Genomic DNA, 20,310 nt, shown 5'->3' on the forward strand with positions numbered 1-20,310 from the left:
TCGTTTATCGGGAGTGAATCATGGGTGTCAGAACCGGAGCGTTGGTGTTGGTAGTGGTGTTGATCGCGGCATTGGCTGCGCTCAACTGGGGCGGGCTGTCTGCGCCGACGATCATGTCGATCGGCGTGATGCAGGTGACGGCGCCGCTCGGGCTCATCATGCTGGGGCTGACCGCCTTGCTCGGGCTGATGTTCCTGATCTACGTGTTCTATCTGCAGAGCACGTTGATGCTCGACACGCGTCGCCACACCAAAGAGCTGCAGGCGCAGCGTGAATTGGCCGACAAGGCCGAGGCCTCGCGCTTTACCGAGTTGCGGGCCTTCATCGAGGCGCAGGAGCAGAAACAGGCTACACGTGCCGCCGATATGGAGCGCGCTGTGCTGGCCCGGGTAGATCAGTCGGACAACACGATGGCTGCACACATCGGGCAACTGGAAGACCGGCTCGACCGCCGCTCGGCGACCATCATCACGCCACCGCCGGGCGCCTGACTCGGCGCACCGTCAGCGCTGTCGGTTACTTGGTCGAAAGCACCCAGGCAGCCAGCTTCCGGGCGTCGGCGTCGCTGACTTGCGTGTTGGCCGGCATTGGCACCGGCCCCCAAACACCGGAGCCGCCCTTCTTGATCTTGGTCGCCAGCATGTCGACCGCGCCCTTGTCGTCCTTGTATTTGGCGGCCACGTCCTTGAACGACGGTCCCAGCACCTTGCGCTCGACCGCGTGGCAGCTCATGCAGTTCTTCGATGTCGCCAACACCAAATCAGCCGGATCGGCTATGGCGGTGCCCGTCACCAAGAGGCCGAAAACGACGGAGAACAGTACTTTTTTCATGGATCGTGCTTCGAAGGGCAGGTTACATTCTGGTAACAGGCATTGTAGGTAGCCCGTGTTCCGGCGCCCAATGCCTCATCGATTCCCCCTGAAAGATGCGCCATGTTGTTTCTGCTGATAGGTGTGCTGGGCGCGGTGTTGAAGTACCTCGAGGTCGGCTTCATCGCTCAATGGAGCTGGTGGATCGTGCTGATTCCCTTCGCGCTCGCGGTGGCATGGTGGGCTTACGCCGATGCGTCGGGCTACACCAAGCGCCGGGTTATCGAGAAAGAAAACCTGCGCAAGCAAAACCGCATCGACCGCCAGCGCAGCGCGCTGGGCATGTTGAACAGCCGGTCTTCGCAGAAGCGGCGCAAGTAAGCGCAGGGCGATCGACCGACCGCCTGGCGTCGATCAGTACTTGTCCAGCACCGCACCCGAACTCGCGCTCGACGCATTGAACGCGAACTTGGCCTGCACGCCGCGCGTGTAGCGTGGCGCCGGCGCCTTCCACGCTTTGCGGCGCTTGTCGATCTCGGCTTCGGGCACGTTCAATTCGAGCACCAGCTTGTGCGCGTCGATGGTGATCGAGTCGCCTTCTTCGACGAACGCGATGGTGCCGCCGGCATAGGCTTCCGGAGCGACGTGGCCCACGACCATGCCCCAGGTGCCGCCGGAAAAGCGGCCGTCGGTGATCAGGCCGACAGTTTCACCCAGGCCGGCACCGATCAGCGCGCCGGTAGGGGCCAACATCTCCGGCATGCCCGGTCCGCCCTTGGGGCCAAGGTAGCGCAGCACCATCACGTCGCCAGCGACAATCTTGCCGGCAAGGATGGCGGTCAAGGCCGATTGTTCGTCGTCGAACACGCGCGCCGGGCCGGTGATGACGGGGTTCTTCAGGCCGGTGATCTTGGCAACCGCGCCCTCTGGAGACAGGTTGCCCTTGAGGATGGCGAGGTGACCCTGGGCGTACATCGGCTTGTCGATCGGGCGGATCACGTCCTGGTCGGCGCGCGGGACGTCAGGCACGTCTTTTAGCACTTCGGCAATCGTCTCGCCGGTGATGGTGATGCAGTCACCGTGCAACAGGCCGGCCTTCAGCAACACCTTCATCACTTGCGGAATGCCGCCGGCCTGGTGCAGGTCGACCGCGAGGTACTTGCCGGAGGGCTTGAGGTCACACAGCACCGGCACTTTCTTGCGCATGCGCTCGAAGTCGTCGATCGACCATTCAACGCCGGCCGTGTGTGCGATCGCCAGGAAGTGCAGCACCGCGTTGGTCGAGCCACCGGTCGCCATGATCACCGCCACCGCGTTCTCGATCGCCTTCTTGGTCACGATGTCGCGCGGCTTCAGGTCCTTCTTGATCGCCTCGATCAGCACCTTGGCCGACTCCTTGGCCGAGTTCTGCTTTTCGTCGTGCGGATTGGCCATGGTCGACGAGTAGGGCAGCGACATGCCGAGTGCCTCGAACGCGCTCGACATCGTGTTCGCGGTGTACATGCCGCCGCACGAGCCGGGACCGGGAATGGCGCGCATCTCGATCTCGCGCAGGTCTTCGTCGCTCATGTTGCCGGCGGCGTTCTGGCCGACCGCTTCGAACACGCTGACGATGTTCAGGTCTTGCCCCTTGTAGCGGCCCGGCAGGATGGTGCCGCCGTAGACGTAGATCGCCGGCACGTTGGCGCGCAGCATGCCCATCATGCCGCCCGGCATGTTCTTGTCGCAGCCGCCGACCACCAGCACGCCGTCCATCCACTGACCACCAACGCAGGTCTCGATGCAGTCGCTGATGACTTCACGGCTGACCAGCGAGTACTTCATGCCTTCGGTGCCCATCGCCATGCCGTCGCTGATGGTCGGTGTGCCAAACACCTGCGCATTGCCGCCGGCTTCCTCGATCCCTTCGATGGCCGCATCGGCCAGTTTCTGCAGGCCCGAGTTGCACGGTGTGATGGTGCTGTGGCCGTTGGCCACGCCGACCATCGGCTTCTTGAAGTCGGCCTCCTCGTAGCCCATGGCATAGAACATCGAACGGTTGGGCGCGCGCGCTTTGCCTTCGACGATGTTGGCGCTGCGGCGGTTGATCTGGAGGGGTTCGTTGGCCATGGTGTCTCTCGTTGGGTGATCTTGTGGGACGCCCAGTATCGGCCGAACGATTGATTGCTTCCAATCCTATTTTGGGAGGCATTGATATGCTGCGCGTATGAAAGAAGCCATAGTGGATCTGCGTGCCTGGCGGCAGTTCGTCGCTGTCGCAGAAGAACTGCACTTTGGGCGCGCGGCAGTGCGACTGCACATGACGCAGCCGCCGGTGACGCAGGCGATCGCGCAGCTCGAGAAGACGCTCGGCGTGATGCTGTTCGACCGAACGCGACGCCGCGTTGCGCTGACTCCGGCCGGCGAAACGTTGTTGCCGGACGTACGCGAACTGCTGGCCCGAGCACAGGCGCTTCCCGCCCGTGCTCGGGCTGCTGCCGCAGGTGAAGTGGGCCGTGTGCGGCTCGCGTTCGTTTCGACCATCGGCTTCGAGACACTGCCGGCCTGGGTGCGTGAATTCAGGGCGCTGTGCCCCGAGGTCGCGCTCGAACTCGTAGAAGCAACCGGCGACGCGCAGCTCGAAGCCTTTGCGCGCGGCGACATCGACGCCGGCCTCATGCTGCATTCGCCAGGCTTCGCGCCGCCGGGGCTGGAGCGCCTGCCGGTGTCCGAAGAGCCGCTGGTGCTCGCGTTGCCGGCACGGCATCCGCTGGCCCGCGTAAATCGACCGTCGCTGAGCGATGTGCTGGCGCAACCGCTCGTGATCTTTCCGCGGCGCATCCTGCCTTCCCTGCACGATGCCATCGTCGGTCTGTATCACACGGCCGGCCTGGCACCTGCCATCGCGCAAGAGGCGATCCAGATGCAGACCATCGTCAACCTTGTGTGGGGCGCCATCGGCGTGGCGTGGGTGCCTCAGAGCGTGACGCAATTCCGTCGTGCCGGCGTGGTTTATAGGAAAGCAGAGGAGCTGGCATCCGCCACGCGGCGCAAGTCGTCACCTGTGTTGCCGGGCTGCGAGACGAGTCTGGTGTGGCCTGCGCAAAATGCCAACGCGGCGCTGGCATGCTTCGTGGCGTTCGTGCGGCAGCGGGGCGGCGGCTGAGTTCGACCGCAGCGATACGCCCGACGCCGACTCGAACATGGCGGCAGGGCGCGGCACAATGTCCGCATGCTCATGTATCCGCAGATCAACCCCGTTGCCCTCCAGCTCGGACCGATCGCCATCCACTGGTATGGCCTGACCTATCTGGCCGCATTCGCGCTTTTCTTTTTTCTGGCGACGCGGCGCCTGCGCCACGAGCCGTACCGGTCGCTCGATAGCGCAGCGGCATGGGCGCGCAAAGACATCGAGGACATGCTGTTCCTCGGCGTGATGGGTGTCATCGTCGGCGGCCGGCTGGGCTATTGCCTCTTCTACAAACCCGGCTACTACCTGACGCATCCGCTTGAAATCTTCTTCGTTTGGCAGGGCGGCATGAGCTTTCACGGCGGCATGCTCGGCGTCATCGCTTCCATGATCTGGTATTCCCATTCGCGGGCGCGGCCGTTCTGGCAGGTGATGGACTTCATCGCGCCGTGCGTGCCGTTGGGGCTGGCGGCGGGGCGCGTCGGCAACTTCATCAACGGCGAGCTGTGGGGCCGCTTCAGCAGTCCCGATCTGCCGTGGGGCATGGTGTTTCCGCAGAGCGGCTCGATGCTGCCGCGGCATCCGTCGCAGGTGTATCAGTTCCTGCTCGAAGGCATTCTGCTGTTCGTGCTGCTGTGGCTCTATGCGCGCAAGGAACGCAAGCAAGGCCAGGTGGCGGCGATGTTCCTGATCGGCTACGGCATCTTCCGTTTCATCGCCGAGTTCTTTCGCGAACCGGACGACTTTCTCGGCCTGCGGGCGCTCAACCTGAGCCAGGGCCAATGGCTCTGCGTGCCGATGGTGCTGTTCGGCATCGGCCTCTGGTTGTGGGCCGCGCGGCGCCCGGTGCCGGCACGGGTCACGACGTTATAGGAGGGGGACGTGGACATGGCGGAGATTCCGAACCTGGTCGGGCCGCAATACGGCGCTTTCGTCAACAGCGAAATCAAGCGCTGGGCTGGCGTCGTGAAAGCCTCGGGGGCCAAGCTCGAATGACGGTCGCGGTGAGCGCCTCGGTCTCTCTGCAGCGCGAGGGTCACGTCGCATGGGTCACGCTCGCGAACGCATCCAGGCTGAATGCGATGACGCGTGCCATGTGGCGCGAACTGCGTGACGTGTTCGCCGTTGCCGGCAACGACGAAGGCTTGCGGTGCATCGTCGTGCGCGGTGCCGGCAGCGCCTTTTGCGCGGGTGGCGACATCTCGGAGTACCCGTCGTTTCGATTCGACACCGAGCGGCTCCGCGCTTTCCACGAGGACGAGGTGTGGGCCGCGCTGCAGGCGATGCTCGACTGCCGCGTGCCATTGGTCGCGCAGATCGAAGGCGCTTGTATGGGCGCCGGCCTGGAGATCGCGAGCTGCTGCGACATCCGCATCGCCGGCGTCTCCGCGAAGTTCGGCGCACCGATCGCCAAGCTGGGCTTCCCGATGGCGCCGCGCGAAGCCGCGTTGGTGTACGGTGCGATGGGTGACGTGCTCGCGCGCGACATGCTGCTGGCGGCCGGCGTGCACAGCGCCGCTCGCTTGTACGACGCGGGCTTTTTGCTGCATGTACTGCCCGACGCCGAGGTGCCAGTCGCCGCGCGCGACCATGCGCTGCGAATCGCGGCGCTGGCACCACAGGCCGCGCGATTCAACAAGCGCACTTTCGCTGCCTTGAACGAGTCGGTATCGAGCGAGGTTCAGGGCCTGCTGCGGGGCGCGTACGACTATGCCGATTCTCCCGAGCACCACGAAGGCATTGCTGCCTTCCTCGCCAAACGCGCTCCCGTTTTTTGACGTGGCTTGTTCTAGTCGTGGCGGGATCTCGAACGCGCCAGCGTCATGATCGCCAATCTGCTCGATGCGCTCGATGCGCTCGATCTGGAGCCCGGTGCGCGTACCGCAGTGCAGGTCAAAAAATCGGTCGAGGCGTCGTCGCCGAACTGCCGCGAAACGCCATGGGCAAGGTTCAGAAGGCGCGGCTGCGAGAGCAGGACAAAGCGTTGTTCTCGCGCTGACATCAAGAGCAAACCCGCACCCAAAAAAACGGCCCCGGGATCCTAAGGATCTCGGGGCCGTTGTTTCGAATAGGTGTCTGCGAATGGAGCCGAACCCGCATCCTGAACCAGGGTTCAGGTGGGCGAGGGCAGCAGGGCTTCGGGTTCATCTAACGCGAGATGATCACGCCTACCTAGCGATGTACCAAGCCCGGCTCCGGAGAGCATTGGAACAAGGAAATATTAAGTTCGACAACACCGCAGACAAGCACGAGTCTACGCCAGCCCCACGCTCGCTGTGTAGGCCATCAGAGCAAATGTCCATCGCCCGCGAGGGCATTGTCGAGGCGCTGCAAAAGCTGCGGCAGGCGTGGGTCGTCCAGCTCGGCGTGATTCGCTGTATCTGAGGGCGTGGCCATCCTCACGAGCGGTGCGACCGGGCTCCCGGCTGCGGCGACGGGCGCGGGCGCGACCTCGGCAGCAGATGCGAATGCGGCCTGCGCCTGAATCAAATCGAACGCGATATTCAGCGAGGCCAGCACGGCGATGCGGTCGCGCGCCTTCACCTTGCCGGCATCGCGAATCTTGCACATGGCAGCGTCGACGTGGTCGACCGCGCTGCGCAATTGCGACTCGCCGTCTGCGGGGCAGCCGAGCAAATAGCTCTGGCCCATGATCTGTACTTCTATCTGCTTCATGCTGCGGAATCTTCAGGAGAGGGTGGGTCGGCCGGCAGCCTTTCGAGCAGCGCGTCGATGCGCGTTCGAGCGGCAGCGAGCCGCGATTTGAGCGCGTCGCGCTCCCGCGTCAGCGCATCGACCTGTTCCTGCAACAGCGCATTGGTGCGTTGCACCTCTTCGTGGCGAACCAGGAGTCGCTCGACTCGGTCGGCGATCTGGTCAATGGGACTGGCGGCGGACATGGGTCTGGATTGTAGGTTCCCGCGATTGCAAGTTCTTTCAATTTAGAATCCGGCCCGTTGGTGCTGGCGCCGTGGTTCACGCGGCGCAGTTCAACGGGAAGCAGGAGTCGCGGTCTTCACCACAACGAAGACCGAAGCCACCTGCGCTGCCCCCGCAACGGTCAAACAGACGATGCCGGCGTTCATGCGCCGACATCACTTTCCCCAGCAGCCACTGGGCGCCCTGAAACAGGCGCCTGGGAAGGCGGGTCGAGCACTCTGTCAGCCCGGATACCGGCCAACGAAGCGGCAAGCCGCGCGCGTCACCGTTGGGTGGCGCGCGCAGCCGGCCATTACGCCCAACCACCGGCGGGGAAGCCGGTGACGGGCACTGCTATCCGGTCCTCTCAAATGAAAACCAGTGTTCCCCTGCTTGCCGCCTTGCTGCAAGTGCCACTCCTTGCGCTCGCACAAAGCCCGTCATCGCTCAGCGAAACGGTGGTCACCGCGACCCGCGTGCCCCAGCCCCGGTCTGAATTGGTCGCTGATGTGTCGATCGTCGACCGTGAAACGATCGAGCGCAGCGGCGCCGTCGGCGTTGCCGACGTGTTGGCACGTTTGCCCGGCGTCGAAATCACGCGCAACGGTGGTGTCGGCAACACAACCAGCGTGTTCCTTCGCGGCGCCGACACGCGTTTCACGGCTGTGTATGTCGATGGCGTGCGTGTCGATTCGCAGTCGACCGGCGGTGCTACATGGGAAAGCATTCCGCTGGCGCAGATCGACCGCATTGAAGTGCTGCGAGGCCCGGCCGCCGCGGTCTACGGCTCGGACGCCATTGGCGGCGTGATCCAGCTCTTCACGCGGCGCGGCGAAGGGGTTGCCACTCCGTACGTCGGCTTCGGTTTCGGCAGCAAGGGCTTGCGTACATCGCAGGCCGGTGTCAGTGGTTCGGTTGGCGCTTTTGACTATTCGATCGGCGCGGCGTATCAGGAAAACGCTGGGTTTGACGTACGCACGCCATCGGTCGCCAACCATGATCCGGACAAGGACTACTACCATGCGAGCTCGGCTAACGTGCGACTCGGCTACCAGATCAACGCGCAGCACCGGATCGACGCCACGGTGCTCGAGAGCGAAACCAATTCGGGCTACGACAACTATGGCTACAACCCGAAGCAGCCGGTGAACGACCGCAATCTCTACCATTTGCGAACCGCCGGCCTGAGTTGGTCGGCGCAGTGGACAGAGGCCTACAGCACCAAGCTTTCGGTGACCGACTCAAACTCGCGATACGAAACGACGCCGTCGGCTTACATCACGCAAACGCAGCTGCGCAATTACCTGTTCCGGAACGAGTACCGCCTCGGCGCCAGCCTGTTCACCGCGGCTTTAGAGCGTCGTGAGGACAAGCTCTTCAACCCGGCACTGGACAGCTTCAGCACCACCATCTTCAGGAAGCGCTCGCAAGACGCGCTGGCGCTCGGCTACGGTTTCAATCAGGGCGCCCATTCGCTGCAACTGAACGTGCGTCATGACAACGACAGCGAGTTCGGTGGCAAGACCACCGGCAGCGCGGCCTACGGCTATTCGTTTGCGCAGAACTGGCGTGCGACCGCTTCGGCTGGCACGGCATTCCGCGCACCCACCCTGTACCAGCGCTTCAGCGAATACGGCAACGCGGCCCTGCAGCCCGAGACCTCGCTCAACGCCGAGATCGGATTGCGATACGCCGATGCCGCGACAGCAGGCAGCATCGTGGCCTACCGCAATCGCGTGCGAAATCTCATCACTTTCGACAATGACTCGACCGCGTGCAGCTCCGGCTTCGGTTGCTACGCGAACACCGCCCGCGCCGTGCTGCGGGGCGTTACCCTTGCGGGCAGCCATCACATCGGCGACGTGACGTTGCGCGGTTCGCTCGACTTCCAGGACCCGAAGGACGCCGAGACAGACAAGCTGCTGGCCTTGCGCTCGCGTCGGCATGCCACGCTGGGTGCTGACTGGCGTGTTGCCGGATGGACCTTGGGTGCCGAAATTCAGGCCTCGGGCTTTCGCTATGCGGATGCGGCCAACAAGAAGACGCTCGGTGGTTACACGCTGTTCAATCTCAGTGCGAGCACCGAGATTGTTCGCGACGTCACGCTTTTGGCGCGCGTCGACAACTTGGGTGACACAAACTACCAGCTGGTCGATGGCTACGCAACTCCGGGCCGTGCTGTCTATGTCGGGGTCAAGTGGCAGCCACACTGAACGCCATGACGACGGTCTGCGCAATGGCTTTCCGCTGACGATGCCGCATTCCTTGTACCCCGATGAGCGCGCGGCTGACCGGCCGCGCGAGTTCATTCTCGGCGGCCAGAGGAGCGGCAAGTCACGACTCGCCGAGCAGCGGGCGGTCGACTGGCTTGCTGCGTCATCCGATCACCGTGCAGTGATGGTGGCGACGGCGCAGGCGCACGACGACGAGATGCGCGCGCGCATCCTGCGACACCGGCAGGACCGCGCTCTTCGCTTGCCAGCGATGTCAACTGTCGAGGAGTCTTCCGCACTGGCCGAGGCCATCGTTGCGCATTCCGCTGCCGATACGATGGTGGTCGTCGACTGCCTTACGCTGTGGCTTACCCACCTGCTGATGCCCTACACGCCCCGCACTCCCCACATGTCGTATGTGTCGGACGGTCCGGCGACGGACATGGCCTTACCTATCGACGCGACCCAGCGTATTGCAATGCTCGTCGCTGCCTTGCGCGGCGCGCGCGGCCCGATCGTGCTGGTCGGCAATGAGATCGGCCTCGGCGTCATCCCATTGGGCGGTGAAACGCGTGCTTTCGTCGATGCGTTGGGCCGGCTCAACCAGGAAGTGGCCGCAGCATGCGATCGCGTCACGCTGATGGTGGCCGGCTTGCCGCTGACGTTGAAGGCACCGGCGCGGCCGGTTTGACGGACATGAACAAGATCATCACGGCGCTCTGGACCATCTGCGTGCCGATGGCGCTGATGTTTGTGGCAGCGCTGCCGGCGCGTGCCGTGATCGTCACCGACGAACGCGGCGTCGCCGTCGACTTTCCGCAGCCGCCGCAACGCATCGTCGCGCTGCTGCCATCGCTCACCGAATCGGTCTGCGCACTTGGCGCCTGCAGCCGGCTCGTCGGTGTTGACCGCTATTCGAATTCACCCGAGCTGGTGCGCGCGTTGCCGCAAGTGGGCGGCGGCCTCGACCCGAACGTCGAAGCCATCGTCGCGCTCAAGCCCGACGTGGTGCTGCTCGCCAAGTCGTCGCGCGTCACGCAGCGGCTGGAGCAACTCGGGCTCAAGGTGCTGGTGCTGGAGCCGAAGAACCATACCGGCGTGCAACGTGTGCTCGATGCGCTCGGCCAGATGCTCGGCGCCGACGATGCGCAGCGCGTGTGGCGTGCCATCGATTCCAGCGTGTCGGCTGCGGCGCAGTCGCTACCGCCCGAAGCCAGGCGGACGCGCGTTTACTTCGAGATCGACAGCACGCCGTATGCAGCCGGTGAAAGCTCTTTCATCGGCGAGACGCTGACGCGGCTGGGCGTGCAGAACATCGTCCCGGCGGCGCTCGGGCCCTTTCCCAAGCTCAACCCGGAGTACGTCGTTCGCGCCAATCCGGACCTCATCATGGTGGGCGAGCGCAGTGCGCAAGGGCTTGAACAACGGCCCGGCTGGTCACTGATTCGTGCCGTGCGCGACAGGCACATTTGCCGCTTCACTGCGGCGCAGTCCGACGTGCTGGTGCGGCCCGGCCCGCGCATGGGCGAGGCAGCCCGTTTGATGGCGCAGTGCATCGCGAACCAGTCGAAATGACGCAACAACGATGAGCCTCGCTCAAGTCGATCAGCACCGTCGCGCCCTCACGCTGGGCGTTGTTCTGCTCGCGTTGGGTCTCGTGCTCGTGGTGGTCGGCATCGGCATCGGCAGCACCGGTTTCGAGAGTGTGGTCGCCGCCAGGCGGGATCCGGTCGCATTGCAGATCGTCCGCGAGATCCGACTGCCGCGCACCCTCGGCGCCTGGCTCGCAGGCGCATTGCTCGGCCTGGCCGGCGCCGTTGCGCAAGGGCTCTTTCGCAATCCGTTGGCCGACCCTTATCTGCTTGGCAGCGCATCGGGCGCATCGCTCGGCGTGGCGGTCGCACTGGTCGTGTTCGGGGCTTCGCCGGCCAGTACGCATTGGGTGGTCCGGCTCGGCCTCACCGGTGCGGCCTTCGTCGGCGCTGTGCTGGCGGTGCTGCTCACGCTGCTGCTGGCGCGCGGCGTGCAGCAAACGTTGCGGCTGTTGCTGGCCGGCGTGATCGTCGGCGTGGTGCTCGGCGCAGCCAAGGATCTCATCACCATCGCCTCGGCCGACCTGCTTCAGGCGATCCAGGCGTTCATGCTGGGCAGCACCGGCCTCATCGGCTGGAGCGCTTGCGGGGTGATGGCCGCGTTGGCGGTGGTGTGCCTCGTGTGCGCATGGGCGTTGGCGCCGGTGCTTGATGGCCTTGCGCTCGGCGAGGCCACGGCTCGCAGCCTCGGCTTGCCGCTCGGCGCGATGCGCATGGCGCTGGTCGCGGTGCTGTCGATGGCCACTGGCGCCGCTGTCGCGCAGACCGGATTGATCGCGTTCGTCGGCCTTGCTGCGCCGCACTTGGTGCGCTCTGCCGTCAAGACCACGCACGCGCGGCTGATCGTGCTGTCGGCGTTGATGGGCGGGCTGTTGCTGATGGCGGCTGACCTGCTGGCGCGCTGGCTCGTAGCGCCGCAGGAGTTGCCCGTCGGCGTGCTGACGGGAGTGCTCGGCGGCTCGTATTTGCTGTGGCTCATGCACCGGCGCAGTTCGAGGGGCGGCCTTTCATGACGCTCACGAAGCGCGCCGCCGTCGAATGCAAAGCGTTGAGTGCCGTGCTCGGGACCGCAGAAGTGCTGCACGGCATCGACCTGGCGATCGAGGCGGGCCGATGGACCAGCATCGTCGGACCGAACGGCGCCGGCAAGTCGACGCTGCTGAAGGCGCTCGCCGGCCTGCTGCCGCACCGGGGCGAGGTGCTTCTCTTCGGCGAGCCGATGGCCGCGCTGTCTGGCCGCTCCCGTGCACAGCAGCTCTCGTGGCTCGGGCAGGGCGGCGCAGGCGAGGGCAGCGCCGACGACCTGATGGTCTACGACGTCGCGATGCTCGGTCGCCTGCCGCACCAGCGCTGGCTCGCTGCGCCAACCGAACGCGACCGCGCAGCCGTCGAGCGGGCGCTGCGCAGCACCCAGGCGTGGGACTGGCGCATGCGGCCGCTCGGCCAGCTCTCCGGCGGCGAACGGCAGCGCGTGTTGTTGGCCCGCGCGTTGGCGGTCGAAGCGCAACTGCTGCTCATGGACGAGCCGCTCGCCAATCTCGATCCACCGCACCAGGCCGACTGGATGACGACCGCGCGCGCGCTCGTCGCCGAAGGGCGCACGGTGGTGAGCGTGCTGCACGAACTCTCGATGGCGCTGGCGGCCGATGCGCTCGTGGTCATGGCGGGTGGCCGCGTGCTGCATCACGGCGCATGCAGCGACCCCGCGACCCATGCAGCGCTCGAAGAAGTGTTCGATCGTCGCATTCGCATCCACCGCGTGGCGGAGCAATGGATCGCTCTGCCTCGCTGAACTCACCGAATTCAACCGCACAAGCGCACCACCGCAGGACCGACTCTCATGGAAATTGAAACACCACCTTCGGCCAAGCCGTATGAAAAGCCCGAAGGGGAGCGCCGCGGCATCGTCATCGTCAACACCGGCGATGGCAAGGGAAAAAGCACTGCGGCTTTCGGTCTGGCCTTGCGCGCGCATGGGCGCGGCAAGCCAGTGAAGGTCTGGCAATTCATGAAAGCGCCAAGCGCGCTCTTAGGTGAACACCGGATGTTCGAGCAACTCGGCATCCCGATCGAAGGCCTCGGCGACGGCTTCGGCTGGAAAGACCAGCACCTCGAACAGTCGGGCCAGCTTGCGCGCGATGGCTGGTTGAAGGCCAAGGCGTCGATCCTGTCGGGCGACTATTTCTTGGTGGTGCTCGACGAGATCACCTGCCCGCTCATCTGCGGCTGGTTGCCGCTCGACGACGTGCTGGTCACGTTGCGCGAAAGGCCCAAGCAGGTGCACGTCGTGCTCACTGGTCGGCGCTGCCCGCCGGAGTTGATCGAACTCGCCGATACGGTCACGGAGATGCAGATGGTCAAGCACGCGTTCACCGCCGGCATCCCGACGCAACGCGGCATCGAGGACTGACCATGTCGCAGCCGACGCCAGACGCCTTCGCAGCAGCCGATCAGCGCGCCGTGTACCGCGCCATCCATGAGCGTCGCGACATGCGGCACTTTGCCGGCGGCGAGGTGGCACCCGCGTTGCTGCGCCGGCTGCTCGACGCTGCGCACCACGCGCCCAGCGTCGGCTTCATGCAGCCGTGGCGATTCATCCGCATCCGCGATGCAGCGCTGCGCCAGCAACTTCACGGCCTGGTCGAGCAGGAGCGTGTGCAGACGGCGCAGGCGCTCGGCGAGCGCGAAGACGCGTTCATGCGGCTCAAGGTGGAGGGCTTGCTCGAAGCAGCCGAAGTGCTGGCCGTGACGCTCACCGATGGACGCGAGCGCCATGTGTTCGGCCGCCGCACCTTGCCGCAAATGGACCTTGCATCGGCCGCTTGTGCCATCCAGAACCTGTGGCTCGCCGCGCGGGCCGAAGGGATGGGCATGGGGTGGGTGTCGCTGTTCGATCCTGTCGCGGTCGGCGCGTTGCTCGGTCTGCCGGAAGGCGCGGAGCCGATCGCTTTGCTGTGCCTGGGCCCGGTGCATGGCTTCTACGACGAGCCGATGCTGCAGCGCGAGCGTTGGGCGCAACGCTCGCCCTTGTCGTCGATGGTGTTCGACGATCGATGGGGTCGGCCCTCGGCCTTGTTCGACGCGCCGCAGGTCGGTACCTGCAACTCGGACTGAGCGGCCGCGTGACGACTGCCTTCGACGCGTTGCCGTGGGTCGCCAGCGCGGGCGTTTTGAGCGGCGCTCTCTGGTTGGCCCTCGCGATCGATCACTGGTTCGGCGAGCCTCCGGTGCGCTGGCATCCGGTGGTGTGGATGGGCAACTACCTCGACCGGATCGGGCGGTGCATTCCGACGCCGCCGGCGCAAGCTTTTGCGGCGGGCGCTGTGGCGTGGTGCGGCGGCGCGGGCGTCGTGTTCGTCGTCGCCATCGTGCTGCAGAGGTGGCTGCTCGAACTGCCCGCGTGGGCGACCATCGCGTCGTTGGCGTTGCTGCTCAAGCCGCTGCTCTCATGGCGCATGTTGCATCGCGAAGTCGTCGCGGTGGAGGTTGCCCTGGGTGCGTCGCTCGACGCGGGGCGCGCGCAACTCGCAAGGCTGGTCAGTCGCGACGTCGCCGCACTGACCGAAAGCGAAGTGCGCGAAAGCGCCATCGAATCGCTGGCAGAGAACCTCAATGATTCGGTGATTGCGCCGATCTTCTGGTTCATGTTGCTCGGTTTGCCCGGTGCCGCCGTCTATCGCTATGCGAACACCGCCGATGCGATGTGGGGCTACCGCGGCGCACGCGGCGGGCGCGACTGGACATGGGCCGGCAAGTGGGCGGCGCGGGCGGATGACGTGCTGTCGTGGGTGCCGGCCCGCATCACTGCAGTGCTGCTGATGGTGTCGGTGCGCCTGTCGCACGCATCGCTTCGGGCCTGGTGCGAATTGCGCCGCGAGGCGCCCCGAACGCCGTCGCCGAACAGCGGTTGGCCCATGGCCGCCATGGCGTTGGCGCTCGGGGTGCGGCTCGGTAAGCCGGGTGTGTACGCGCTCAACGCGACGGCGCGGCCACCGGTTGCGGCCGACACGGCGCGCGCCGTGGTACTCGGCCACCGGGTCTTGCTGGCGCTGGCAGCCATCGCTGCCGCCAGCGCGCTGGCGTGGTGAACGACTCATCGGACGAGCACGGTGGCCCCGATGCTGCCGGTGCCGTACCGCACGACTTTTCCAGCAACGGCAATGGCTGCGGTCCCTGTCCGATAGCACTGAAGGCGCTGCAGTCGGTCGATGCGAGCCGCTATCCCGACCCGCGCTCGATCAGGTTGCGCGTGCGACTCGCTGCGTTTCACGGCGTCGATTCAGCGCGCATCGTGATCGCGGCGAGCGCGAGCGAATTCATTCACCGCATCACAGCTGCCGTGGCGCAGGGCGGTGGCCGATGCGTCGCGCTGCCGGAACACAGTTACGGCGACTACGCCCGCGCCGCGCGGGGCTGGTCTTTCGATATCGTGCGCGAGCCATCGGACTGGAGCGTCGTCGACCTGGCGTGGTCTTGCGATCCGTCGAGTCCGCTCGGGCAAACCCCGACGGGACTCCCGGCACTGCTCGATGCGATGGAGGCGCGGCGCGCCCCTGTGGTTGTCGACTTCGCCTATGCGCCCCTCCGACTGACAGGCGATCCCGCGCTGACCGAAGCACAGCGTGACCGCGTCTGGCAACTGTGGACGCCCAACAAGGCGCTCGGATGCACCGGCATCCGAGCGGCCTACGGCATCGCGCCCAAGGTCGGCGCCCAGCGCCTGCGTGAGCGCGTCGATGCACTCGCGCCGTCGTGGCCGCTCGGCGCCCACGGCGCCGCGCTGCTGGATTGCTGGACGCAAGAGGACGCCCAGGTGTGGCTTGCAGAGAGCCGGCATACCCTGAGAGCGTGGAAGACCGTGCAATGCGAATTGCTTCGGGACGTGACCGACTGGCGGCTCCTGTCCAGCGAGGCAAATTTCTTCTGCGTCGAACCCCGTGTTCCGCTGACACCCTTGCTTACACGATTGCGCGCCGCCGGAGTCAAGTTGCGCGACTGCACCTCGTTCGGGTTGCCCGGTTACCTGCGGATGGCGGTTTTACCACCGGCGAGTTTGCAGGCGCTGTTGTCGGCTATATAAGTTCACCCCTGGATTTCATCGAAGCCACGGATGCCACCGTCCGGCATCGAACATATCGAAATCCCCGCAATTGATTTGCCTTCGGCAATGAATTGACATCTTCGCGCGGTGAATCTCTTCTATTGATTGCCTTGCGGCCTCGGTCGAATGGGCCGCTGCACGCCAAAGTGCCCGCTCGCCGGCAGACCTGCCTTGCTCGCTGTCTCAGCGTCGGCAAATAGCCACTGCCAACCCTTTTGGTACGTGCGAGCGGCTCGGCAGGGCGACGTTACGACCGCCTTGCACATCCGATTCGTTCAAAAGCTGTTGTTTGCACACATCCACACATTTTTGCGGTGGGTTGGCACGTCTCAAACGCTGCATGACCAATCAAAAAACACTTTGATACAGGAATAGGTTTCATAAATATTGAATACAAAAGTTTTTTGTATTTGACAAAGGTGAACTAAATGTAATTAAGAAATTAATAAAGTAAATACTGTCGTAACCGTGTGATTTCGTGATTTTGTTCACCTTCATTTTTGACGTTTACAAATAAAGTTCGCGGCATTCGGAGCCCAAGAGCGAAAAGCTTTTTCCGAATTATCAATTCACTACAACTGTTAATGAATTGTCTTTATCCCTTCTAACTGACTTTTGAACTGGAGTTTTCATGTCAATTACCAATTTGCCTGCCGCCACTCGTCGACCCGCAGGAAAGATCCTTGCGCGTCTGGCTGCTCGGATCAACGCCGGCGTCGTGCTGATGACTTTCATGGCGGTGCCGGCATTCGCACAGACTGTCGTTGCCAAGGACGCCGCAGCCGTTGCTGAGAAAAAAGTCGTCGCTGTCGTGCTGACGCAGTCGAAGGTGGTCAAGGCCGCCGACGGCACCGAACAGTTGCAAGACGCAGCTTCGGTGAAGCCAGGTGACGTCGTCGAATACAAGGCGACCTACACCAACAACACCGGCAAGGCCGTGACCGGACTGGTCGCAAACCTGCCAATTCCAGAAGGCCTCGAGTACCTCCCGAAAAGCGCCAAACCCGGCGCTGCATTGGTCAAGGCTGCTGCCAAGGATGGCGTCTTCGCCGCCGAGCCTCTTACCCACACTGTGGCTGGCAAGACCGAACCGGTTGCATACGGTGACTACCGGTCGTTGCGCTGGACGCTGGGGCAGTTGCCTGCCAACGGCGTGACTGCCGTGGCGGCCCGCGCCCAGGTGCAGATCGTCGTGCCGCCTGCACCAAAGACATCCGCAGCCGCGCCGCAGGCGCCGCCGGTTGCCGTGCAGCCCGCTGCCAACGCCACGCCGCGCTGATTGCCGACGCCCAGCGACGCCCACGCGATTTCTCCCCATTTCCCTATTTCTGTTTGACGTGCACCCCGGTCATTGCTTTTTCCCCACGAAGAAGCATCGGCCGGGTTTTTTTGTTCCTTTTTTGATCACCTCCAGGAGAAATCAAGTGCTTTCCAATTCGCCAACCCGTCGCGCAGGCCTCCAGCCGCGCAAGACATGGGCTGGCGCCGCAATCCTGACGCTGGGCTTCCTTTTTGGAAGTTCCGGAGTCATGGCCGCAGCGCCGCCCGCCAACACCATCATCGGGAACCAGGCCTCGGCCACGTACCTCGATCCGAATGGAGCCAGTCAACTGGCAACGTCTAACCTGGTGCAGACCACGGTTCAGCAAGTCGGCTCCTTCACGCTGGACACCGTTTCATCGGTGACCACGACCGTCATCAACACCAAGACCGGCGCGGCAGGTTCGACCGTCTATGCGCCTCACGTCCTGACCAACACCGGCAACGGCACCGACACTTTCAGCCTGTCGATCGCGGCACCTGCCAGCCCGAACGGCTTTACCCAGGTCCAGGTGTTCGCGGATGTCAACGGCGACGGTTTGCCGGACAGCACGACACCGTTGTGTACCGCCGTGCCCACTGCCGCCTGTAACGTCACCGCACAAACAGTCGCCGGCAACAACGGCGTGTTTCAGTTCGTAGTCGCTTACTCGATCCCGGGTACCGCGACGACCTCGTCGTTCACCTCGCCTGTCTCGGCCACGATCACTGCCACACCGACGACCACGGCGCTTTACGCCGTTGGCAATACGTCGGCAGCCGACGTCGATCACGTGAACCTCACGACCGGTGCGGCTTTCAACTCGACGAAGGGCTTGAACGTCCCGGCGGTTCCATGGTCGGCCAATGGCGGCGTGTGGCCTACCGCTTCGGCCAGCGGCCCGCGCTCAGCGGCGAGCTGTTTAGCGACTGTCGCGGGTGCTACGACACCAAGCGCTGGTTGCGTGTACACCGTGTACACCTTGAATTTCAGCAACACCGGCGCTGCAGCCGGCATGTTCGCGATCAAGGACACCTTGCCTGCAGGCTTCACGTACGTTCCTGGCTCTGCCGTCTGGAGCAATGCTCCTGGCGTCGCCCTGACCGACGCAGCCCTGGGTGATTCGACCGGCATCGACTACCAGGCATCCGGCAACGTCGTGACCGCCGTGGTGAACTCGTTGGGCGCCAACGTTTCGCAAACGATCAGCTTTGTGGTGATGGTGAACAACACGGCCGTCATCGGCACGTCGACCACCACCAACACCGCGATGTACAACCCGATCGACGCGACAGGCTCCACCTCGAGCGCCCCGACCGGTGTGACTTCGCCGACCAATCCTGCGTCGTTCACCGTCACGGGCACCTTCGGCATCGTCCTGGGTTCTGCTGCCGGTAGCTCAACGACAGCGATCGACACCAGCGCTGGCGTGCCCAATGCAACCGCCAACGACACCACCACGATTGCCAGCGCCGCCGCCGGCAGCACGGTGAAGTTCACGCAGACGGTGTTCAACACCGGCAACTCGAGCGACATCGTCAATCTGACGGCCGCCTTGGGTAACTTCCCTGCGGGCACGACCTTCAAGTTCTTCGCCGCCGACGGCCTGACGCCGTTGATCGACAACAACAGCGATGGCGTTGTGGACACGGGCCCGATCGCGGCCGGCTTGAGTGCGACGATCGTGGTTGCGGCCACGTTGCCTTCGCCAGCAGTTATTCCCACGGGTCCGTTCAGCGCGATCGTGACGGGTACATCGACTGGCGACAGCACGAAGTCTGAAACGACTCGCGACACCATCACCACCCTTGTTGGCGTGCTGGCCGACCTGACCAACACCGCCAGCGGCAATGGCGTGAGCGGCACCACCGGCAACGGCGACGTTGGCACAGGCCCGAGCCCTAGCCCGACCACGACGAACTCCACGGCGGCCGGTACCGGCACGGTCTTCACGTTGTTCGTGAAGAACAACGACACGGTTGCCAATACCTACAGCCTTGCGGCGAGCCAGACGACGTCCTTCCCAGGCAGCCTGCCAGCTGGATGGACGGTCAAGTTCGTGGCGTCCGGTGGCACCTGTGCCACGGTTGCGACCATCACCACGGTTGCCGTGCCGGCCAACGGTGGCCAGACGCAAGTCGAAGCCTGCGTGACGCCACCCGCATCGCAGGTGGCAGTGACCGCGCAGTTCATCTACTTCCAGATTCGCTCCACCCTCACAACGTCGACGGGCGCCATCGCCATGGACACCAAGACGGACGCCGTGACGGTGACCATCGCTGCAACGTACAGTGCCACGCTGACGCCAAACAACAATGGTCAAGTCGCTCCTGGCGGCTCCGTTGTGTATGCCCACACGCTGACCAACACCGGTGCCCAGAGCTGCGCAGGACCGTACACGGTTGCTGCAGCCCTGCCGCCTGCCGACGTCAGTGCCGGTTGGACAACCGCGCTGTACATCGACAACAACGGTGACGGCATGATCGATGCTGGTGACACGCTGATCTCCGGCTCGATTGCCGGCCCGCTGTTGGCAAGTGGCACGCAAAAGCTGCTGGTCAAGGTGTTCGCACCTGGCGGCGCCACAGCAGGCGCGACCGACACGGCCACCGTGACGGTGACATTCCCGGCTGGCGCAACCTCCTGCGGTACGCCATCGGCGACCGACCTGAGCACTGTCGTGACCGGTCAGATGCGCCTTGACAAGCTGCAAGCGCTCGACACAGCTTGCACCGGTTTGGTCACGCCAGTCGCAGCCACTGCCCTGGTTGCCAAACCAGGCGAATGCATCGTCTACAAGATCGTCGCGACCAACCAGGGCGCAGCCCCGGTCACGCAGATGTCGATCAACGACGCAGTGCCGGCCTACACCAGCCTCACGGGTGCCACGCAACCGGGCACGCGGTGCAGCTCCGTCAACACGACCCCGGTGCTTGCCAATGCGAACTACGTATCGACCGCCTCCACGGTGAGCTGCGGTACGGCCGCCACCGTCCAGCCCGGCGGCAGCGCCACGCTGATGTTCAACGTCAAGGTCAATTTCTGATCTGCGTTTGACTTCCGGCGGGTCTCCAGCTCGCCGGATTTTTTTGCGAAGCACCACCTCGGCGGAGGTGCTTCGCCTTTTTCCTCTGCGGCTTGAACGGGCCCAACGCCACAAGCACGCCCAGGCCCCAGCGGAAAAAGTCTCCAAATATTGAATGCCC

Annotated in this window: 21 protein-coding genes, 1 pseudogene and 1 riboswitch; of the genes and pseudogenes, 18 read left to right on the forward strand and 4 right to left on the reverse strand. The window is 64.4% G+C overall.

The window, feature by feature from the left end:
- Positions 1 to 20 precede the first annotated feature (20 nt).
- On the forward strand, positions 21 to 491 hold the full coding sequence (locus QN413_RS12990) for a LapA family protein (RefSeq protein ID WP_323497013.1): 471 nt from the start codon (positions 21 to 23) through the stop codon (positions 489 to 491).
- Between the two features lie 25 nt (positions 492 to 516).
- On the opposite strand, the gene QN413_RS12995 is transcribed toward QN413_RS12990, so the two are convergent.
- Positions 517 to 831, reverse strand: coding sequence for a c-type cytochrome (locus QN413_RS12995; RefSeq protein WP_323497014.1), 315 nt, complete (start codon positions 829 to 831; stop codon positions 517 to 519).
- 102 nt (positions 832 to 933) lie between these two features.
- Here QN413_RS12995 and QN413_RS13000 point away from each other — a divergent pair, with 102 nt between their 5' ends.
- Positions 934 to 1,191 carry a TIGR04438 family Trp-rich protein gene (locus QN413_RS13000; protein WP_323497015.1) on the forward strand — a complete coding sequence of 86 codons (258 nt, stop codon included), beginning with the start codon at positions 934 to 936 and terminating at the stop codon, positions 1,189 to 1,191.
- 33 nt (positions 1,192 to 1,224) lie between these two features.
- Here the strand turns inward: QN413_RS13000 and ilvD are convergent, their stop codons facing one another.
- Positions 1,225 to 2,919 carry a dihydroxy-acid dehydratase gene (gene ilvD / locus QN413_RS13005; RefSeq protein ID WP_323497016.1) on the reverse strand — a complete coding sequence of 565 codons (1,695 nt, stop codon included), beginning with the start codon at positions 2,917 to 2,919 and terminating at the stop codon, positions 1,225 to 1,227.
- Between the two features lie 97 nt (positions 2,920 to 3,016).
- Between ilvD and QN413_RS13010 the strand changes: the two genes are divergently transcribed.
- The 5 genes and pseudogenes from QN413_RS13010 to QN413_RS13030 all read left to right on the forward strand — a co-directional run bounded on the left by QN413_RS13010 (position 3,017) and on the right by QN413_RS13030 (position 6,024).
- The gene (locus QN413_RS13010; RefSeq protein WP_323497017.1) at positions 3,017 to 3,955 is read left to right on the forward strand and encodes a LysR family transcriptional regulator; all 939 of its coding nucleotides are present in this window, start codon (positions 3,017 to 3,019) and stop codon (positions 3,953 to 3,955) included.
- 66 nt (positions 3,956 to 4,021) lie between these two features.
- Complete coding sequence (lgt, locus tag QN413_RS13015; protein WP_323497018.1) at positions 4,022 to 4,852, forward strand: prolipoprotein diacylglyceryl transferase; 831 nt, start codon at positions 4,022 to 4,024, stop codon at positions 4,850 to 4,852.
- 24 nt (positions 4,853 to 4,876) lie between these two features.
- A pseudogene (locus QN413_RS13020) lies at positions 4,877 to 4,975 on the forward strand (tripartite tricarboxylate transporter substrate binding protein); the annotation flags it as partial.
- An 8-nt stretch (positions 4,976 to 4,983) separates the two neighbouring features.
- Complete coding sequence (locus QN413_RS13025; protein WP_416352177.1) at positions 4,984 to 5,757, forward strand: enoyl-CoA hydratase/isomerase family protein; 774 nt, start codon at positions 4,984 to 4,986, stop codon at positions 5,755 to 5,757.
- Between the two features lie 45 nt (positions 5,758 to 5,802).
- Complete coding sequence (locus tag QN413_RS13030) at positions 5,803 to 6,024, forward strand: hypothetical protein (protein WP_323497046.1); 222 nt, start codon at positions 5,803 to 5,805, stop codon at positions 6,022 to 6,024.
- Between the two features lie 241 nt (positions 6,025 to 6,265).
- Here the strand turns inward: QN413_RS13030 and QN413_RS13035 are convergent, their stop codons facing one another.
- Together QN413_RS13035 and QN413_RS13040 are read right to left on the reverse strand one after the other, a co-directional pair.
- The gene (locus QN413_RS13035; RefSeq protein ID WP_323497020.1) at positions 6,266 to 6,655 is read right to left on the reverse strand and encodes a cell division protein ZapA; all 390 of its coding nucleotides are present in this window, start codon (positions 6,653 to 6,655) and stop codon (positions 6,266 to 6,268) included.
- Positions 6,652 to 6,879, reverse strand: a complete 228-nt coding sequence (locus tag QN413_RS13040) for a DUF904 domain-containing protein (RefSeq protein WP_323497021.1) — start codon at positions 6,877 to 6,879, stop codon at positions 6,652 to 6,654. The genes QN413_RS13035 and QN413_RS13040 overlap by 4 nt, the downstream gene beginning before the upstream one ends.
- A gap of 41 nt (positions 6,880 to 6,920) precedes the next feature.
- Positions 6,921 to 7,176, forward strand: a riboswitch (cobalamin riboswitch).
- A 93-nt stretch (positions 7,177 to 7,269) separates the two neighbouring features.
- On the opposite strand from QN413_RS13040, the gene QN413_RS13045 reads away from it, so the two are divergent.
- The 11 genes from QN413_RS13045 (at position 7,270) to QN413_RS13095 (ending at position 20,150) form a co-directional block, all read left to right on the forward strand.
- On the forward strand, positions 7,270 to 9,111 hold the full coding sequence (locus QN413_RS13045) for a TonB-dependent receptor domain-containing protein (protein ID WP_323497022.1): 1,842 nt from the start codon (positions 7,270 to 7,272) through the stop codon (positions 9,109 to 9,111).
- 40 nt (positions 9,112 to 9,151) lie between these two features.
- Positions 9,152 to 9,802 carry a bifunctional adenosylcobinamide kinase/adenosylcobinamide-phosphate guanylyltransferase gene (locus QN413_RS13050; protein WP_323497043.1) on the forward strand — a complete coding sequence of 217 codons (651 nt, stop codon included), beginning with the start codon at positions 9,152 to 9,154 and terminating at the stop codon, positions 9,800 to 9,802.
- Between the two features lie 47 nt (positions 9,803 to 9,849).
- Positions 9,850 to 10,686, forward strand: coding sequence for a helical backbone metal receptor (locus QN413_RS13055; protein WP_323497044.1), 837 nt, complete (start codon positions 9,850 to 9,852; stop codon positions 10,684 to 10,686).
- Between the two features lie 10 nt (positions 10,687 to 10,696).
- Positions 10,697 to 11,716, forward strand: coding sequence for an iron ABC transporter permease (locus tag QN413_RS13060; RefSeq protein WP_323497023.1), 1,020 nt, complete (start codon positions 10,697 to 10,699; stop codon positions 11,714 to 11,716).
- Positions 11,713 to 12,495, forward strand: a complete 783-nt coding sequence (locus QN413_RS13065; protein ID WP_323497024.1) for an ABC transporter ATP-binding protein — start codon at positions 11,713 to 11,715, stop codon at positions 12,493 to 12,495. Before QN413_RS13060 ends, QN413_RS13065 begins: the two co-directional genes overlap by 4 nt.
- Positions 12,496 to 12,543: 48 nt before the next feature.
- The gene (cobO, locus tag QN413_RS13070; protein ID WP_323497025.1) at positions 12,544 to 13,113 is read left to right on the forward strand and encodes a cob(I)yrinic acid a,c-diamide adenosyltransferase; all 570 of its coding nucleotides are present in this window, start codon (positions 12,544 to 12,546) and stop codon (positions 13,111 to 13,113) included.
- 2 nt (positions 13,114 to 13,115) lie between these two features.
- Positions 13,116 to 13,817 carry a 5,6-dimethylbenzimidazole synthase gene (gene bluB, locus QN413_RS13075; protein WP_323497026.1) on the forward strand — a complete coding sequence of 234 codons (702 nt, stop codon included), beginning with the start codon at positions 13,116 to 13,118 and terminating at the stop codon, positions 13,815 to 13,817.
- Positions 13,818 to 13,825: 8 nt separating this feature from the next.
- Positions 13,826 to 14,791, forward strand: coding sequence for an adenosylcobinamide-phosphate synthase CbiB (gene cbiB, locus QN413_RS13080; protein WP_323497027.1), 966 nt, complete (start codon positions 13,826 to 13,828; stop codon positions 14,789 to 14,791).
- Entirely contained in the window at positions 14,788 to 15,783 is a 996-nt protein-coding gene (locus QN413_RS13085) for an aminotransferase class I/II-fold pyridoxal phosphate-dependent enzyme (RefSeq protein WP_323497028.1), read from the forward strand. The genes cbiB and QN413_RS13085 overlap by 4 nt, the downstream gene beginning before the upstream one ends.
- A 652-nt stretch (positions 15,784 to 16,435) precedes the next feature.
- Positions 16,436 to 17,083 (forward strand): hypothetical protein, encoded by a 648-nt coding sequence (locus QN413_RS13090; protein WP_323497029.1) that lies wholly within the window; start codon positions 16,436 to 16,438, stop codon positions 17,081 to 17,083.
- A gap of 145 nt (positions 17,084 to 17,228) precedes the next feature.
- On the forward strand, positions 17,229 to 20,150 hold the full coding sequence (locus QN413_RS13095; RefSeq protein ID WP_323497031.1) for a hypothetical protein: 2,922 nt from the start codon (positions 17,229 to 17,231) through the stop codon (positions 20,148 to 20,150).
- Positions 20,151 to 20,310 lie beyond the last annotated feature (160 nt).

It is taken from the genome of Variovorax sp. LG9.2 (genome assembly GCF_035018885.1).
Taxonomy (GTDB): Bacteria; Pseudomonadota; Gammaproteobacteria; order Burkholderiales; family Burkholderiaceae_C; genus Variovorax.

Bases quoted from the DNA above. Each gene is read 5' to 3' on its own strand.
- QN413_RS13030 (WP_323497046.1), top strand. From the start codon at position 5,803: ATGATCGCCAATCTGCTCGATGCGCTCGATGCGCTCGATCTGGAGCCC.
- QN413_RS13010 (WP_323497017.1), top strand. From the start codon at position 3,017: ATGAAAGAAGCCATAGTGGATCTGCGTGCCTGGCGGCAGTTCGTCGCT.
- QN413_RS13040 (WP_323497021.1), bottom strand. From the start codon at position 6,879: ATGTCCGCCGCCAGTCCCATTGACCAGATCGCCGACCGAGTCGAGCGA.
- QN413_RS13090 (WP_323497029.1), top strand. From the start codon at position 16,436: ATGTCAATTACCAATTTGCCTGCCGCCACTCGTCGACCCGCAGGAAAG.
- ilvD (WP_323497016.1), bottom strand. From the start codon at position 2,919: ATGGCCAACGAACCCCTCCAGATCAACCGCCGCAGCGCCAACATCGTC.
- cobO (WP_323497025.1), top strand. From the start codon at position 12,544: ATGGAAATTGAAACACCACCTTCGGCCAAGCCGTATGAAAAGCCCGAA.
- QN413_RS13035 (WP_323497020.1), bottom strand. From the start codon at position 6,655: ATGAAGCAGATAGAAGTACAGATCATGGGCCAGAGCTATTTGCTCGGC.
- QN413_RS13045 (WP_323497022.1), top strand. From the start codon at position 7,270: ATGAAAACCAGTGTTCCCCTGCTTGCCGCCTTGCTGCAAGTGCCACTC.
- bluB (WP_323497026.1), top strand. From the start codon at position 13,116: ATGTCGCAGCCGACGCCAGACGCCTTCGCAGCAGCCGATCAGCGCGCC.
- QN413_RS12995 (WP_323497014.1), bottom strand. From the start codon at position 831: ATGAAAAAAGTACTGTTCTCCGTCGTTTTCGGCCTCTTGGTGACGGGC.
- QN413_RS13050 (WP_323497043.1), top strand. From the start codon at position 9,152: ATGCCGCATTCCTTGTACCCCGATGAGCGCGCGGCTGACCGGCCGCGC.
- QN413_RS13000 (WP_323497015.1), top strand. From the start codon at position 934: ATGTTGTTTCTGCTGATAGGTGTGCTGGGCGCGGTGTTGAAGTACCTC.
- QN413_RS13065 (WP_323497024.1), top strand. From the start codon at position 11,713: ATGACGCTCACGAAGCGCGCCGCCGTCGAATGCAAAGCGTTGAGTGCC.
- QN413_RS13055 (WP_323497044.1), top strand. From the start codon at position 9,850: ATGGCGCTGATGTTTGTGGCAGCGCTGCCGGCGCGTGCCGTGATCGTC.
- QN413_RS12990 (WP_323497013.1), top strand. From the start codon at position 21: ATGGGTGTCAGAACCGGAGCGTTGGTGTTGGTAGTGGTGTTGATCGCG.
- lgt (WP_323497018.1), top strand. From the start codon at position 4,022: ATGCTCATGTATCCGCAGATCAACCCCGTTGCCCTCCAGCTCGGACCG.
- QN413_RS13060 (WP_323497023.1), top strand. From the start codon at position 10,697: ATGAGCCTCGCTCAAGTCGATCAGCACCGTCGCGCCCTCACGCTGGGC.